This is a genomic window from Bacillus sp. AFS053548, from assembly GCF_002575105.1.
In the GTDB taxonomy this organism is placed as follows: Bacteria; Bacillota; Bacilli; order Bacillales; family Bacillaceae_G; genus Gottfriedia.
The window spans coordinates 1-13,490 of record NZ_NUHI01000032.1; the positions used below are offsets into that span (position 1 = coordinate 1).

The window sequence follows — 13,490 nt, forward strand, 5'->3', positions numbered from 1 at the left end:
AGTACCTACATTTGTAGTAGATGCACCAGGCGGAGGAGGTAAAATCTCACTGCAACCAAACTATATCGTCTCTCAAAGCAGTAAAAAAACCGTACTAAGGAATTTTGAGGGTGTCATCACATCCTATCCAGAGCCTGAAAACTATAAAGAGGATACGGCAGAAGAGTATTTTTCATTAATTTACCCTGATTATTTAAATAAGGCAGCTAAGGTTGGTATTGCTAGTATCATGAATGATCAGGTGCAAAGTCTTATTCCTTCAGATTTAGAAAGAATGAAAAAGAGAGAACAATATCAAACAGATCCATCTCATAGTTCATTAAAAAATAAACGAGAAAAAAGGGATGAACTAAAAGAGAAAAAGTTTCAATCACAAATTCAAAAAATGGATGGAAGTGTAAAGAAAGATGAATAATACTTTAAAATGTGATTGGTGCGGTGAGGAGAATGTAAAGGAAACAAAAGCAGTTGTACATTGGGAATTACCGGATGGTTCCCGAGCAATCACAATTACAGGAGTACCATCATTTCATTGTGATCAGTGTAAATTTACCTATCAAAAGGAAGAGATGGTCAAATCAATAGAAGATCAGTTATTTCTCATTTCAACAAAATTACTTCCGGTTTCAATCACATTTGATGAATTAATGAAGCAGCCGAGATTATTAAAAAGAAATTATTTTGACTTCTCGTCATAGAACGAGTATTTTTAAAATATAAAATAACTCTGTTATTGAATAAAGTATATTCAAAAAGTAACAATATTTTAGAAAAAGAGACAAAATAAATAATAAAACTGAGGGAGAATCATGAGAAAGTCATTTTACCATTATATGATGAAGCATAGAAACTATAAAATTCCTAATGAAATTGGAATATTGGCAGATCATCTTTTTAATGATCACTCATTTCCAAAACATTCTTCAAGCTATGACGAAATTAGCTCGTATTTAGAGTTTGATGGAACTTTCCATCAATCGATGAGCGTTTTTGATGAAGCATGGAACTTATATTTAGAAGATCAATAAGATGTGACTTAGTTTAACTAAGTTACATCTTTTTTTAATTGCAAAATATCCCACTAATTTATTGATTCTACTATTTCTGAAACTAGCTATTAATTTCTTACCTACAAAATAGGCTAATCCCTTTTTTTATTTACTATGAAAATGACAGACAATTATCTATTGGTTGCATAGTATACAGTAAAAACGAATTAGTCACGACGTATGGAGAAGGAGGTAAGAAGTATGACAAAGAAAAAACAACCAAAATATAACGTAGATGATATTGTCGTGATTACGTTATATGGTACTGTCGGTAAGATAACAAATATAAACTTTCTATTTTTATTGGGAATTCATCACTTACGTAAAATGCAAAATGCTAAGGTGATTATATGTTAGCAGCTATCTATCTTAGACTTTCAAGAAATGAAGAGCAAAAAGATGTAGATGAAGTTCTACTGAATCATAAAAATGCTTTGATTAAGCTAGCCAATCAACATAATTTAAACTATATCATTTATCAGGAAATTTCGAGTGGTGTAAATACGGACCGTGAGCAATTAAATTTATTGCTTAAGAAAATAGATGAATTTGATTATTTAATTATTATGGATATAGATCGTCTTTCACGTGATAATGCTCATGCGGAACAAATCAAGCAAGTATTAATCTTAAATGATATTAAAATATTAACTCCACAAGGTAAAATAGATTTATCCCAGGAAACGAATGAAATGTTATTTTCATTTCAGGCAGTATTGGCTAATTTTGAGTATAAGCAGATAAAGAAGCGGTTATCAAGAGGTAGATTAGCAGCAGCGGAGCAAGGAAAATGGGTAATGAGTAATAAGACACCACTTGGATATTGTAAAAATTCGGAAAAAAAATTAGAAATCATTGAAGATGAAGCGAAGATTATTCGACTAATATTCGATAAATCGTTAGAACGTGTTTCAGTAAATGAAATAGCACGGCAATTAAATAGGTTAAATTGGAGGAGTAGGCAAGGTAAAATCCTTACTACATCACATATTAGCCAATTACGTACGAATCCTGTATACTATGGAGCTATACAGGCTAAAAGACGTATTCATAATAAAATTATTGATGAAGTTTTTATTGAAAATGCACATGAAGCTATCATAACAAAGGAGCAATTTTTTGCCGTACAAACCATGTTGGAAAATAATAAAAATGTTTATTTTCAAAACCGAAAAGCAATTCGTAGATTACAAAATTTAATATACTGCAATTGCTGTGGGCGGAAGCGATATATTCAAAAAGATAGTTCAACTATTGATTTTATAAAATCATGTTCATATAAAATATCAAACAATCAATGTAAAGATCGCGGCTATAAATATCAATTTGTAGAGGAACTTGTTTTAAAAAGCATTAAAGAAAAAAAATCAGAGCTAGAGAACGCGCTAAAAATGCTAGATTCTCAGAGAACAATCGAACTAGAACAAAGATTAACGACTGAACTCGTTTCATTAATTAAACAAAAAGATAAAATTAAAAAACGACAAAATAACATTAGAGAAATGAGAATGGATGGAGAAATTACTAAAAAGGAATATGAAGAACTAAAAAGTGAGCTAAACGGCCAAATGAATCAAATGAACGAGCAAATTGAACTCTATCAGACTCAAATAGAGAATTTAAGAAACAAAAACGATGATCGTCAAAAAATAGAGCAGATCATTGAAACATTAGACAATTTAGAAGTCATCGATCCTGAAATATGTAATCAATTTTTAAAATCATTTATTAATAAAATTTGGTTTAGTAGTAATATGGATTCAAGTCATGATACTACTCGAAGTAAGGAAATTGCCACTATTAAAATAGAATGGATCTAATGCATCAATTATCATTCTATGAAACGAGAAATCTCACGTTAAACAACCATGTTCGGTTTTTTAGTTTCTTAAAGTTAAAATAAAAAGTTCAGTTTACCATCTTCGAAAAGATTGAACTGAACTTTTTTGTTGTCATGAAATTATTAAAAACTTATCTGTTATTAATCAATCGAACTAATTCATTAAAATATTTTTCAGCTTCCTTGGTACTTCTTGCGCATTTTAACCTTTTCATTAAAATATTGTAATGAAAATCAACTTCTTCATTGGTAACATCATTAGTACTGTCATCTTCATTATTTAGTTCTATTCCATCGACAACACCCGTCTCTGTTTGATGCATAGTTCCCTTGTTATTCGAGGGGGCACTTGTCTTTTTATTCTCATTTTTCTCTTTCTCCATTTCTTCAAGCGTTGAACTAAAATCAATGATTTTGTTATTAACGTTTTTATCAACCAATTTTTCTAAATAAGCACCGCCACTAACTCCACAAATAAAAGCATAAATGATAATAGATACAGGAGTTTGATCATCTGTCGTTAGTACAGCAATAAGGTATGATATACAACCTGCCATTGCACCAAGAATTATTTCACGCTTAGATCCAAGTGAATATCTTTCTCTACCATCAGAATCTTTAAACCGATAACTTCTAATGTAGCCCTCATTAGCTAATAATATATTGGCATAACCACCGATCGCACCAATTAATATTGATAGAAAGGTCAGAAATAAATCATTAGATGATAATGTATCCAGCCAATTCTCGTACATATTGGTACCCTCCCGTTTTTGTTAAACTATATGGAGGCTGTTTTTAGAATAGTACACTTAGATGCAATACTTTATAAGGGTCATATTTTAGGTGTTTATAAAAAAACTTTATCAGAGAAGCAAGGTAAATAGGTTGATCTAGTTTGTTATTATATTAAATCTCAACAAGTTCTTGTTTATTTAAAAAAGAGCGAATCGTTTGATTAAATTTTTCTGCAGCTTCCATTTTGCTTACATGGCCAGTATTTTTGAAAATAACTAATTTTGAATTTGGGATACTTTTATGCATTACTAATTGGAGCCATACCGGCGTAATCGGATCATACTGACCACCAATAATAAGCGTTGGTACCTTAATATTTGGTAACAATTCTCTATTATCAACCTTAAAACAGGCTCTTATTGACCTGTCATATCCTTCTGGGTTTGGGCGATAATATTGTTTAAATTGTTGTAATGACTCTTTTTCCCATGAAAAAAGGCATGTTCTTGCTGTCATCTCATTTATTTGTTGGGGTGTGAAAATTTTTGAACGAAACTCTTTATAATGAATAAACCATAATCCTAGTAATCTTGGAGCAAAATGAAATGTACTAACTAAGATTAAAGAGCGACATCTTTCAGGTGCTTGGCGATACATCTCTTGTGCAACAGTCCCACCCATAGATAAGCCTAAAATATGTGCGCTTTCAACTCCTAACTCATCCATTAAATCAAGTACATCTTTTGCGAAATTCTTAATTGAAATACCTTCAGTTAAATCATTTTCTCCATGGCCACGCAAATCTGGAATAATTAAATCGAATTCATTCGCTAGTTCATATTGTTTAAACCAGCTTTCTTTTACTTCTCCAAGACCATGAATTAATACGAGAGGTTCTCCAGTACCTAACCGGTCATAATACAGTTTGATCCTTTCGGTTTTTATAACGTACAACTTTATCACTCCTTTGTATTTTTTTTTACTAAAATATTTAACGAATAAACGCTATGTTTGAAGTTTTTTGAAAATTTATAATAAATTATATTTACTGTGTTGACGCTATATTCATCTATGTGTAAAATACACCTATTAGATTTTTTATAGAGGTGTTACCAATGAACAATGATAAAGATAAAAATATTACCCCTTCAAAAAATTTTATTATGCCTTTTATTCTTCTACTTCTTAGTCGGATGACACTTCATGGCTATGATCTAATTCAAAAGCTCCACGCATTCGGGTTTCAAACACTTGACCAAGGAAATTTATATCGATTATTAAGACAACTAGAGAAAGAAAATCTTGTACAATCAAAATGGGATACGAAAGGAAGCGGACCTGCTAAGCGCTGTTATTCAATTACAGAAGCTGGGAAGGCATACTTAACAGGTAACGCAAGACAACTCGAACTTTATCAATCAATGCTTGATCAATTTTTCAAAATGTACACTAGTTTTCTTGAGCTCTACATTCCTCCATTACAAAGAGAGGATAAAATAGAGAAAAATTCGAATCCATAAGAGGAGGAAGAAGTTTGACGACACAGAAAGCTTCAAAACCAAAGGCGGAAGTTCAAAAAAATAAAGATGAAAAAGTAGAAAAATATTTTATCGATCCTTTTTTTAATACGCTATGGGATCAATATGAAAGTAATTTGACATACATAAGAGACAGTAGAGAACAGAGGTTAAATTCGTTTATTAAGGTGTTAAAAGAAACAAGGAAATTTAATGAGGAATATCGTAATGTAGTAAACGGTTTATTTGAAGAAATAAAGTACTTTACTAATCATATAAAAGCAAATACATCCAGAATTAAAATTCCAAAAATAGATGGATCTTCAGAAATTCAATCAAGTGTTAATCTATTTGAAGAAACGGTAAATAAATTTGGTGAGTTATTATCTACTCCGTTCAAAGCCACAGTTGAGTTAATTGAAAAGGTAGAAGAGCAATATGAACAGTCTGGAAAATACTACATAGAGGGTTTAAAGGAAAGAGAGCGGGTATGGTCATCATTAAATGAACATTACTTGCAATCCTTAAGAGTAGCACATACAAACTTTAACCATCGTATTGAGGATAGCTTTAAAATGTTTTCAATTGTTAATAAATAAGTAAAACTGCAATTAGCTACTGATAAACAATCTAAAATTGAATTTTTGTCCTTTGTCTTCACACCGAAACAACTCATTTAAATCAGAAGAGTTGTTTTTTTTATGCTTTATATAGCCAGTTTGGTCGATTGCAATACCTACCTCAGTGAACTATAGACTAGACCTTTGAATAGTCTATAGAGGGGTGTTTCTTCATGGATCAATTTAAATATGAAGAAATTGGAACTTTAAATGCAAAACTCGCTGCAGAAGCATTACTAAAATTAACTTTAAAAATAAAAAATGAGGACATAAAAATAAAGCCATCTGATAAGCCACTCACTTAAAACTTGGGTCTGTGTGATTGATTTACAGACTGATTGCAAGCGCTTGTCTTTCGAGGCGCGAAGCCTAGTGAGGAGCGGAGTTACCTTAGACGGTAATGAGCACCGCAGTCAGTCGAAGCAACGAAGCAAGCGAGCGTTTGTCAACAGTCTGGCCACTCACTTAAAAACTGAGTGGTATTTTTGTCTTATTAGCCAATAAAAATAGAAAGTTAATAAATATTAAACTGATGGACGGCGTTTTTGTTTATGAAGTCAATAATCATGACGGACTTTATGTTGAGAATACTCTTCAGCTTCTCAACGAATATGATGGGAAAAAACTTGAAAAAGAGTGGATAGAAGTAAATTATTCATTTTCTTTCGGGGATCTTGTTCAAGTCAATGGCTATGAAAAAGAAATATTTCGAATTGTGGGGTACCGTACAGAGGTTTGGCGATATAAAAATGACGCGTGGGAAGATACAATTTACGAATTAGCTCGTATTACTGATGGAGAATGGTTAGAAGCCGATGAAACAGATTTAACCCTAATTGCATCAGCACAAACTGCAAATGCAATTCTAAAAAAACTAAGAAATGATAAGAATGGCATTACAAAATTAGACTTAGAAAAACTTCGCTCAATGAATGATTTTAATAAAAACAGAAATAAAACAACAAAACAAGAAATAATTGATGGATTATTAGATATATATAATGATTACGCTGTTTTATATTCAATCTTCCAAGACGAAGAATATAAAATTGTGATGGATCTAGTCCTTAAAAATTTAAATAAATTCTCAGAGAAGAAAACAAATTGAGAGAGAGGATATTCTACAATAATTGTAGAATTATATGAATCATAAAAGGTATGCCTATCCCTATTAAAATATAAAATGCAATTGTCGTCAGCTTTTCAACAGCTTCTTCAAACAGTTCATCATTAACCATAATTTCTTTTAAATTAGCTAGCTTGTCCATTTTTATCATTGGAATCTCGCTCCTTTAACATGTTTTAATTGAATATATGCTTGTCAATGTTGTATTATGCTAAAGGTTACATATTAATATTTTTTTGTGCTTGGTAAGGTTTTTTTCATATTTTCTCATTTTTCACATATTAACTAGTAAGGGGTGATGCTAGTGAAAGAAATTGAGGTAGTTATCGATACGGAAGAAATAGCTGAATTTTTCTATCAACAGCTCATTCAGCGGGGATATGTTCCAGAGGAAGAGGAAATTGAGGAACTAGCGGATATTACTTTTGAGTACTTACTGGAAAAATGTATGATTGATGAAATCGATGAGGAAGAAGAATAGTCATGAAAGTGGCGACGGGAGCTCTCGTCGTTTTTCTTTTGTGTATCCAAAGTACAAGCAATTAAGATGCATTAACTGGAATTTATATTGGAGGATTATATGAAAAAAAATAATTGGATACTAATTTTTACTTCTATTTTTCTATTTGTTATTTTAGGACTTATTTATGATTCGAAAATGATTCGGAGTTTGGACAATTCAGCGTTTAAATTCTTTGAATTCATTCGAACAGATGCGCTAGATTCATTTTGTTATTTTTTAAGAGATTTTGGTTCTTCAAAAATGTATTTAACATTTGCGGTCATTGTTTTAGTTTATTCAATTATACGTAAGCGCATTTGGACTGGTATATCGTTACTTATTACATTATTGACAGCTAGGGTGGTTGTTTCCTTTTTAAAAGATCTATATGAAAGACCACGACCAAGTTCAATGTACTATGTGGAAAGTGGATTTAGTTTCCCAAGTGGTCATGCAGTTATGGCAACATCCTTCTTTCTAACATTAGGCTTTATTTTAATTGTCATTCAACCTGCAATGATGAAGCACAAAAAAATGATTCAATTTATCGTTCTTTTAATGATATTTTTAATATCAATGAGCAGAATATACCTACATGTACATCATTTCTCAGATATTATTGCTGGCTGGTTAGTGGGATATGCATGGTACAGTATTTGTAAAAATGTATTTATTAATTTACATGAAAGAAAACAGCTTTAATTGAATAGGATAAAATTACACCTATAATCGAAATGATATAGGTGTTTCTTTTTGTTCCCGGTTAATTGGAAAACCATCAATGAAATTAAGCGCAATAAATCATCTCATGAGATGTATATGATCTAAATCAAGTCCAAATTGCCTATAAATGAAAGAGTAATAATGCATACGAAAAACCACAAGGTTCAATTACCTTGTGGTTAAATTAATTTTATTTAGATTTTAGGGAAAATCCTAGTCTTATCAGGATTAAACCTAACTTAATATTATTCAAAAGTTGATAAAAATTCTTCAACTGATTCTGGTGTTTTTGCATTTGCGCTATGCAAGTGTCCAATTTTTTCGCCATCTTTAAATACAAGCAAACTCGGGATTCCCATTACTTGTTGTTCACTTGCGATTTCTGGAAATTCATCGCGATCCATTGTGTACCAAGTAAATGAAGGGTGCTCTTCAATTACGTCTCCGATAAAAGCATCTAAACGTGTACAATCAGGACACCAAGTTGCATAAAACTTCACCACGATTGGCTTTTCACTTTTAATTATTTCCTCGTATTTTTTTACTTCTTCTATTTTTTCCATAATTGCCTCCTAAAGCTTTGATAGGTTTATTTTGAATCATATTAATTAGTATTTCAATTATTTTAACTTAATAATGCATTTTTAGAATTAATGTGATTAAAAAGCATACAAACGTTCGTATGTTGATGTAAAATATAAGATAGAAAAGTTGTTCAATAAATTTAATAACAATGAAAGTAAATAAAATGATGAGGTGTATTTAATGAAGTTTATTCATACAGCAGATTGGCACCTTGGTAAAATTGTACATGGTGTACATATGACAGAAGACCAACGATTTATATTAGATGAATTCATTTCTATAATTAAAGAAGAAAAGCCAGATGCAGTTGTTATAGCAGGCGATTTATATGATAAAAGCATATCTCCAACTGAGGCGATTGAACTATTAAATGAAGTATTCCATAAAATTGTAATAGAATGCAATACGCCAATTCTTGCGATTGCTGGCAATCATGATAGCGCTGAACGCATTGAATTTGGTAGCCGTTTTATGGAAAAAGAAGGCTTATATTTAGTAGGGAAATTTCAAACTCCATTTAAGAAAGTTATTTTGAATGATGATGATGGTGAAGTTCATTTCTATTTAATTCCATATGCCGAACCAAGTATTGTACGTTATATTTTACAAAACGATGATATCCATTCACATGATGACGCTATGAAAGCAATTATAAATAAAATAAGAGATGAAGAATTAGACCCATCAGTACGAAATGTATTTGTTGGACATGCATTCGTAACAAATAATGGTGAGCCTTCAGATGAAGAGACAGAAGGTGAACGTACACTCTCTATTGGTGGAGCTGAATACGTATCACATCATAATTTTAACCATTTTAACTATACAGCCCTAGGACATTTACATCGAGCACATTTTGTAGGAAATCAATCAATTCGTTATTCTGGATCTCCATTAAAGTACTCACTTTCTGAAGAAAACCATAAAAAAGGCTGCTTAATTGTTGAATTAAAAGCTGATGGTGAGCTATCAGTAGTTAAGAAAGATTTTCATCCAAAACGAGATTTAAGATCGATCGAAGGAACGATTGAGGAAATCAGAAAGCATACTGTAAATCATGATTATGTATTTGTAAAATTAACTGATGAGCATATGGTCGTACATCCGATGGAGCAAATTAGAACAGTTTATCCAAATGCAATGCATGTTAGTCGTAAGCGAACGACATTTCAAACAGATAAAACAAATCAACTGAGTTTAGTGGAAAAACAATCAAAAAATCAACTTGAGCTGTTCCAATCTTTTTATAAAGAAATGAAAAATGAAGATTTGAAAATTGAAGACGAACAATATATGAAAGAGATTATTCATGAAATCTTTGTAAGGGAGGAATAGATTTGAAACCATTAAAAGTAGTACTTCATGCATTTGGACCTTACAAGGATAAGGTGCATGTTGACTTTAGTCGACTAAACGAAAAAGGGCTATTTGCAATAACTGGTCCAACCGGTGCAGGTAAAACAACAATATTTGATGGAATTTGTTTTGCACTTTTTGGAGAAGCTAGCGGTGAAAATAGGAATGACCAAACATTGCTTCGAAGTCATTTTGCCGATGATGATCTATATACTAGTGTTGAATTAACATTTGAATTAAAAGGAAATCATTATAATATTTTTAGACAAAAAGGTCATCAAAAGAAACAAAATAAAGGTATTACCGGCGATAAAATCGAGTTTTATAAAATTGAGAATGAAGAAAAAGTACCTTATTGCCAGGAATTTAACAAAACTTCAATCGTCAATAAAAAAGTAGAAGAATTATTAGGGATTAATGCAGATCAATTCAAACAAATCGTACTACTTCCTCAAGGTGAATTTCGAAAATTATTAGTTTCGGATACAAAAGAAAAGGAAGAAATTTTGCGGAAAATTTTCAGAACTGAACTATTTGAAAAAGTAACTGAAACTCTAAATTTAGCTAGAAAAAACATGGAAAGTAAATTTACTAATTTAAAGCAGAAAATCGTTATTAAATTAGAAGTGATTGAGAAATTGTTAAGCGAAAAAGGTATTCAAATTGCCGATGATTCTCAAATTAATCTTCATATTGTTAATGAGATTTTGACTGAACATATATTAAGTTTAATTGATGATTTAAAAAGACTTGAAGAAAATGAGAAAATCCAAAAATCACAATTAGAAGTTAGTCAGCAAAAGCTATTTTCAGCAGAAGCCCATAATAAAAATATTGATCGATTAAATGAAGTCATTGAATTATTAACAATGTTAAAAGGTCAAGAGTTAGAAATAGAAGATAAAAAAGTAAAAATAAAATTAGCCACAAATGCTGAAAAAGTATTGCCTATAAAAACTGAACTTGAGAAACTAAAAAATTCACTTCAAGTAACGAACGATAAATTATTATTCGAAATAGAGAGTTTAAAAGAAACACTTTTTAAAATTGAAAAAATCTCTGCGGAAGTAGCTACATTACCTGATGAGCAAAAAAAATTAGGTAGCTTAGAAAGCCAATTGAGTAATTTATTAGCGTTAAAAGAAGAGGTGGATCAATTTCAAAATCATAAGGTAGCGTTTCATAATAAATCAAAACAGATTCTATTATACGAAAATGAAGAAAAGACATTACAAGATGATTTAAAGAAAGAGAACGAAGAATTAAATCAGTTAAAACATCAACTAAATGATTTAGAAGGTATTCATGATCAATGGGCTAAGCTCTCCTTATTAAATAAGGAAATTTCATTAAAAGGTGGGTTTGCTAAACGAATCTTTTTTGCAAAAAAAGAATTAGAGCAAAAGCGAGATGAATATCAATTAAAAAATTTAGACCATTTTAAGCTGAAAAATGAATTGGACAGAATTGAAAGTGAAATGCATCTGCAAAAAGCCGCTTTTTTAGCGAAAGATTTAAAGGATCAAGAACAATGTCCGGTTTGTGGAAGCACCCATCACCCATCACTTGCTAAATTTAATGGGACTGTAAATGAAGAAGAAGCAGAAAAATTGAAAATGCAAGTAAATCAATTCCAGACTGAACTAGCAACAATTCAGGGGGAAATTAAAAGTAAAGAAAACTCATTAAAAATTGATGAACAATCATTTTTTGAGGAGCATGGTCAATTTGATTTTACAAATGAAGGTCTTAAAGCTCTTGCTAATGAGTTTAATGTAAATGAATCAAACTTAAAAAATCTGACAGAGAAAAAAGCTGTTTTCGAAAAGATTAATAATGTAATAAAAACAAAAGAACAATTAATTAGGGATTTAACCGTAAAAGTTACTGAGAAGACTGAGGCATTGAATAAGTTTACAACTGAACTAAATGAATTAAAAATTCACATCGTACAAATTGAATCAAAATTACCTGAATCGTTAAGAACTCTTGAGAAATGGCAATTGGAAAAAAATGAATTTGAAAAAAATATAGCAATATTAAATGCTAAAATTTCAAAAATTGAAGAGGAATATAGAATCTTAACTGAACAGAAGACGGTTAAAGAGACTACTCGCACTCATCTTGAGAAAGAAGTTTTAAAATTAAATGAAGAGATTCGAACAACAACGTTTCTTTATCATGAAAAAATAGCTGAGTACGAGTTTAATGGAGAATCAGAGTTTATAAGTGCAATTGATTATATACAAATGATTGAACAATATCGAAATGATTTATCAATGTTCGAAGAGAATCTTCAAAGATTAAGTACAGAAAAAGAGTTGCTTGAAAAACAAGTTCAATCGATGGAAAAAGTTGATGTAAGTGAACTTAAAATGAAGGTACAAGAAATTACTCAGCATTTAGACGCGATCGTTAATGAGATGATACGTATTCAAGAATTAAATAAGCGATTAAGTCAATTGAAATTTGACCTACAAATCTATCAAGAGGAATTTGTAGAAACTGAACAAAAATTAGCAGGTTTAACGGATTTATATAAAGTTACTAAAGGCGATAATGATAAAATGATTTCGTTTGAGCGATATGTCTTATTGGATTACTTTGAACAAATTATTGAATCGGCAAATATCCGACTTGACCATTTATCAAATGGCCAATTTCAATTGCAACGAAAAGATGCAGTTGAAAAAGGAAGGAAACAAAGTGGTTTAGGATTGGAAGTATATGATTCTTACACGGGTCTTGCTAGGGATGTAAAAACATTATCTGGTGGAGAGCAGTTTAATGCATCACTTTGTTTAGCACTAGGTATGGCAGATATCATTCAAGCACATAAAGGTGGTGTATCAATTGATACGTTGTTTATAGATGAGGGATTTGGATCGCTGGATGATGAATTATTATCAAAAGCAATTGATACACTTATTCAGCTTCAAAAATCAGGCCGGTTAATTGGCGTTATTTCTCATGTGCAAGATGTAAAGGATGCAATGCCTGCAGTAATTGAAGTTCATAAAACGAACAAGGGATATTCAGAGTTATCAATCTTAATTAAATAATGATAGAAGAGAGCCGGAAACTAAGCGATTGTTTCCGGTTTTTTATTTTTCCTAAAAAGATTTCGACTAGAATTTTTTTGAATGAAATATATTTATCTATAAGGAATCAAGCTCTTGAAAAACAAACTAGTTAATTAATAACTTAATTTTCGTAAAAGGAGAAAGATGAGGTTGAATTCCACTACCAATGAACACCTAATATAGGTTTTCCTATTGACTGTTTTATAATTCAACTCTAATAAATACATTAGAAATTAAAATTCTATTTTATGATCCTTTCAATCAACCTGTTTATTGGTGGGATTTGGCAATAATTGACATAGTATTGCATATTTAAACAAGAATAGATATAATAATTAAAAAATCTAAATA

Annotated in this window: 16 protein-coding genes and 1 pseudogene; 13 read left to right on the forward strand and 4 right to left on the reverse strand. The window is 30.8% G+C overall.

The genetic code is table 11. From position 1 onward, the window contains the following. From CN946_RS17000 to CN946_RS17015, 5 genes and pseudogenes are all read left to right on the forward strand, one after another. A pseudogene (locus tag CN946_RS17000) lies at positions 1–415 on the forward strand (lysine 2,3-aminomutase); the annotation flags it as partial. Then, positions 408–698: a YokU family protein gene (locus CN946_RS17005; RefSeq protein ID WP_098862235.1), complete on the forward strand. Its 291-nt coding sequence runs from the start codon at positions 408–410 to the stop codon at positions 696–698. The pseudogene CN946_RS17000 and the gene CN946_RS17005, both read left to right, overlap by 8 nt. A gap of 111 nt (positions 699–809) precedes the next feature. Beyond that, positions 810–1,028 (forward strand): YozE family protein, encoded by a 219-nt coding sequence (locus CN946_RS17010; protein ID WP_025671848.1) that lies wholly within the window; start codon positions 810–812, stop codon positions 1,026–1,028. Positions 1,029–1,250: 222 nt separating this feature from the next. Next, entirely contained in the window at positions 1,251–1,406 is a 156-nt protein-coding gene (locus CN946_RS23535; protein WP_176547360.1) for a hypothetical protein, read from the forward strand. Further along, entirely contained in the window at positions 1,400–2,869 is a 1,470-nt protein-coding gene (locus CN946_RS17015; RefSeq protein ID WP_098862236.1) for a recombinase family protein, read from the forward strand. Before CN946_RS23535 ends, CN946_RS17015 begins: the two co-directional genes overlap by 7 nt. Before the next feature lie 151 nt (positions 2,870–3,020). Here the strand turns inward: CN946_RS17015 and CN946_RS17020 are convergent, their stop codons facing one another. Together CN946_RS17020 and CN946_RS17025 are read right to left on the reverse strand one after the other, a co-directional pair. After that, entirely contained in the window at positions 3,021–3,644 is a 624-nt protein-coding gene (locus tag CN946_RS17020; RefSeq protein WP_098862237.1) for a hypothetical protein, read from the reverse strand. Between the two features lie 154 nt (positions 3,645–3,798). Further along, on the reverse strand, positions 3,799–4,581 hold the full coding sequence (locus CN946_RS17025) for an alpha/beta fold hydrolase (RefSeq protein ID WP_098862238.1): 783 nt from the start codon (positions 4,579–4,581) through the stop codon (positions 3,799–3,801). Between the two features lie 161 nt (positions 4,582–4,742). Here CN946_RS17025 and phaQ point away from each other — a divergent pair, with 161 nt between their 5' ends. The 4 genes from phaQ (at position 4,743) to CN946_RS17040 (ending at position 6,872) form a co-directional block, all read left to right on the forward strand. Continuing rightward, entirely contained in the window at positions 4,743–5,147 is a 405-nt protein-coding gene (gene phaQ, locus CN946_RS17030) for a poly-beta-hydroxybutyrate-responsive repressor (RefSeq protein ID WP_098862239.1), read from the forward strand. 14 nt (positions 5,148–5,161) lie between these two features. After that, positions 5,162–5,743 (forward strand): hypothetical protein, encoded by a 582-nt coding sequence (locus tag CN946_RS17035; protein WP_176547361.1) that lies wholly within the window; start codon positions 5,162–5,164, stop codon positions 5,741–5,743. 194 nt (positions 5,744–5,937) lie between these two features. Next, positions 5,938–6,069 carry a hypothetical protein gene (locus tag CN946_RS23875; protein ID WP_286133966.1) on the forward strand — a complete coding sequence of 44 codons (132 nt, stop codon included), beginning with the start codon at positions 5,938–5,940 and terminating at the stop codon, positions 6,067–6,069. Positions 6,070–6,296: 227 nt separating this feature from the next. After that, a complete protein-coding gene (locus tag CN946_RS17040) occupies positions 6,297–6,872 on the forward strand; it encodes a hypothetical protein (RefSeq protein ID WP_069032034.1) in 576 nt (191 codons plus the stop codon). Between the two features lie 13 nt (positions 6,873–6,885). Here CN946_RS17040 and CN946_RS23540 read toward each other — a convergent pair whose 3' ends face one another. Then, on the reverse strand, positions 6,886–7,041 hold the full coding sequence (locus tag CN946_RS23540; RefSeq protein WP_176547362.1) for a hypothetical protein: 156 nt from the start codon (positions 7,039–7,041) through the stop codon (positions 6,886–6,888). 153 nt (positions 7,042–7,194) lie between these two features. On the opposite strand from CN946_RS23540, the gene CN946_RS17045 reads away from it, so the two are divergent. Both CN946_RS17045 and CN946_RS17050 read left to right on the forward strand, forming a co-directional pair. Continuing rightward, complete coding sequence (locus tag CN946_RS17045; RefSeq protein ID WP_069032035.1) at positions 7,195–7,371, forward strand: YozD family protein; 177 nt, start codon at positions 7,195–7,197, stop codon at positions 7,369–7,371. 99 nt (positions 7,372–7,470) lie between these two features. Further along, entirely contained in the window at positions 7,471–8,094 is a 624-nt protein-coding gene (locus tag CN946_RS17050; RefSeq protein WP_098862241.1) for a phosphatase PAP2 family protein, read from the forward strand. 266 nt (positions 8,095–8,360) lie between these two features. Here the strand turns inward: CN946_RS17050 and CN946_RS17055 are convergent, their stop codons facing one another. Further along, positions 8,361–8,678, reverse strand: a complete 318-nt coding sequence (locus CN946_RS17055; protein ID WP_098428926.1) for a thioredoxin family protein — start codon at positions 8,676–8,678, stop codon at positions 8,361–8,363. Between the two features lie 202 nt (positions 8,679–8,880). Between CN946_RS17055 and CN946_RS17060 the strand changes: the two genes are divergently transcribed. Together CN946_RS17060 and CN946_RS17065 are read left to right on the forward strand one after the other, a co-directional pair. Beyond that, on the forward strand, positions 8,881–10,035 hold the full coding sequence (locus CN946_RS17060) for an exonuclease SbcCD subunit D (RefSeq protein WP_098862242.1): 1,155 nt from the start codon (positions 8,881–8,883) through the stop codon (positions 10,033–10,035). A gap of 2 nt (positions 10,036–10,037) precedes the next feature. Beyond that, a complete protein-coding gene (locus CN946_RS17065; protein WP_098862243.1) occupies positions 10,038–13,118 on the forward strand; it encodes an AAA family ATPase in 3,081 nt (1,026 codons plus the stop codon). Positions 13,119–13,490 lie beyond the last annotated feature (372 nt).

Coding starts and splice junctions, on each gene's coding strand:
- phaQ (WP_098862239.1), top strand. CDS start 4,743: ATGAACAATGATAAAGATAAAAATATTACCCCTTCAAAAAATTTTATT.
- CN946_RS23540 (WP_176547362.1), bottom strand. CDS start 7,041: ATGATAAAAATGGACAAGCTAGCTAATTTAAAAGAAATTATGGTTAAT.
- CN946_RS17060 (WP_098862242.1), top strand. CDS start 8,881: ATGAAGTTTATTCATACAGCAGATTGGCACCTTGGTAAAATTGTACAT.
- CN946_RS17040 (WP_069032034.1), top strand. CDS start 6,297: ATGGACGGCGTTTTTGTTTATGAAGTCAATAATCATGACGGACTTTAT.
- CN946_RS17020 (WP_098862237.1), bottom strand. CDS start 3,644: ATGTACGAGAATTGGCTGGATACATTATCATCTAATGATTTATTTCTG.
- CN946_RS17010 (WP_025671848.1), top strand. CDS start 810: ATGAGAAAGTCATTTTACCATTATATGATGAAGCATAGAAACTATAAA.
- CN946_RS23875 (WP_286133966.1), top strand. CDS start 5,938: ATGGATCAATTTAAATATGAAGAAATTGGAACTTTAAATGCAAAACTC.
- CN946_RS17050 (WP_098862241.1), top strand. CDS start 7,471: ATGAAAAAAAATAATTGGATACTAATTTTTACTTCTATTTTTCTATTT.
- CN946_RS17055 (WP_098428926.1), bottom strand. CDS start 8,678: ATGGAAAAAATAGAAGAAGTAAAAAAATACGAGGAAATAATTAAAAGT.
- CN946_RS23535 (WP_176547360.1), top strand. CDS start 1,251: ATGACAAAGAAAAAACAACCAAAATATAACGTAGATGATATTGTCGTG.
- CN946_RS17015 (WP_098862236.1), top strand. CDS start 1,400: ATGTTAGCAGCTATCTATCTTAGACTTTCAAGAAATGAAGAGCAAAAA.
- CN946_RS17005 (WP_098862235.1), top strand. CDS start 408: ATGAATAATACTTTAAAATGTGATTGGTGCGGTGAGGAGAATGTAAAG.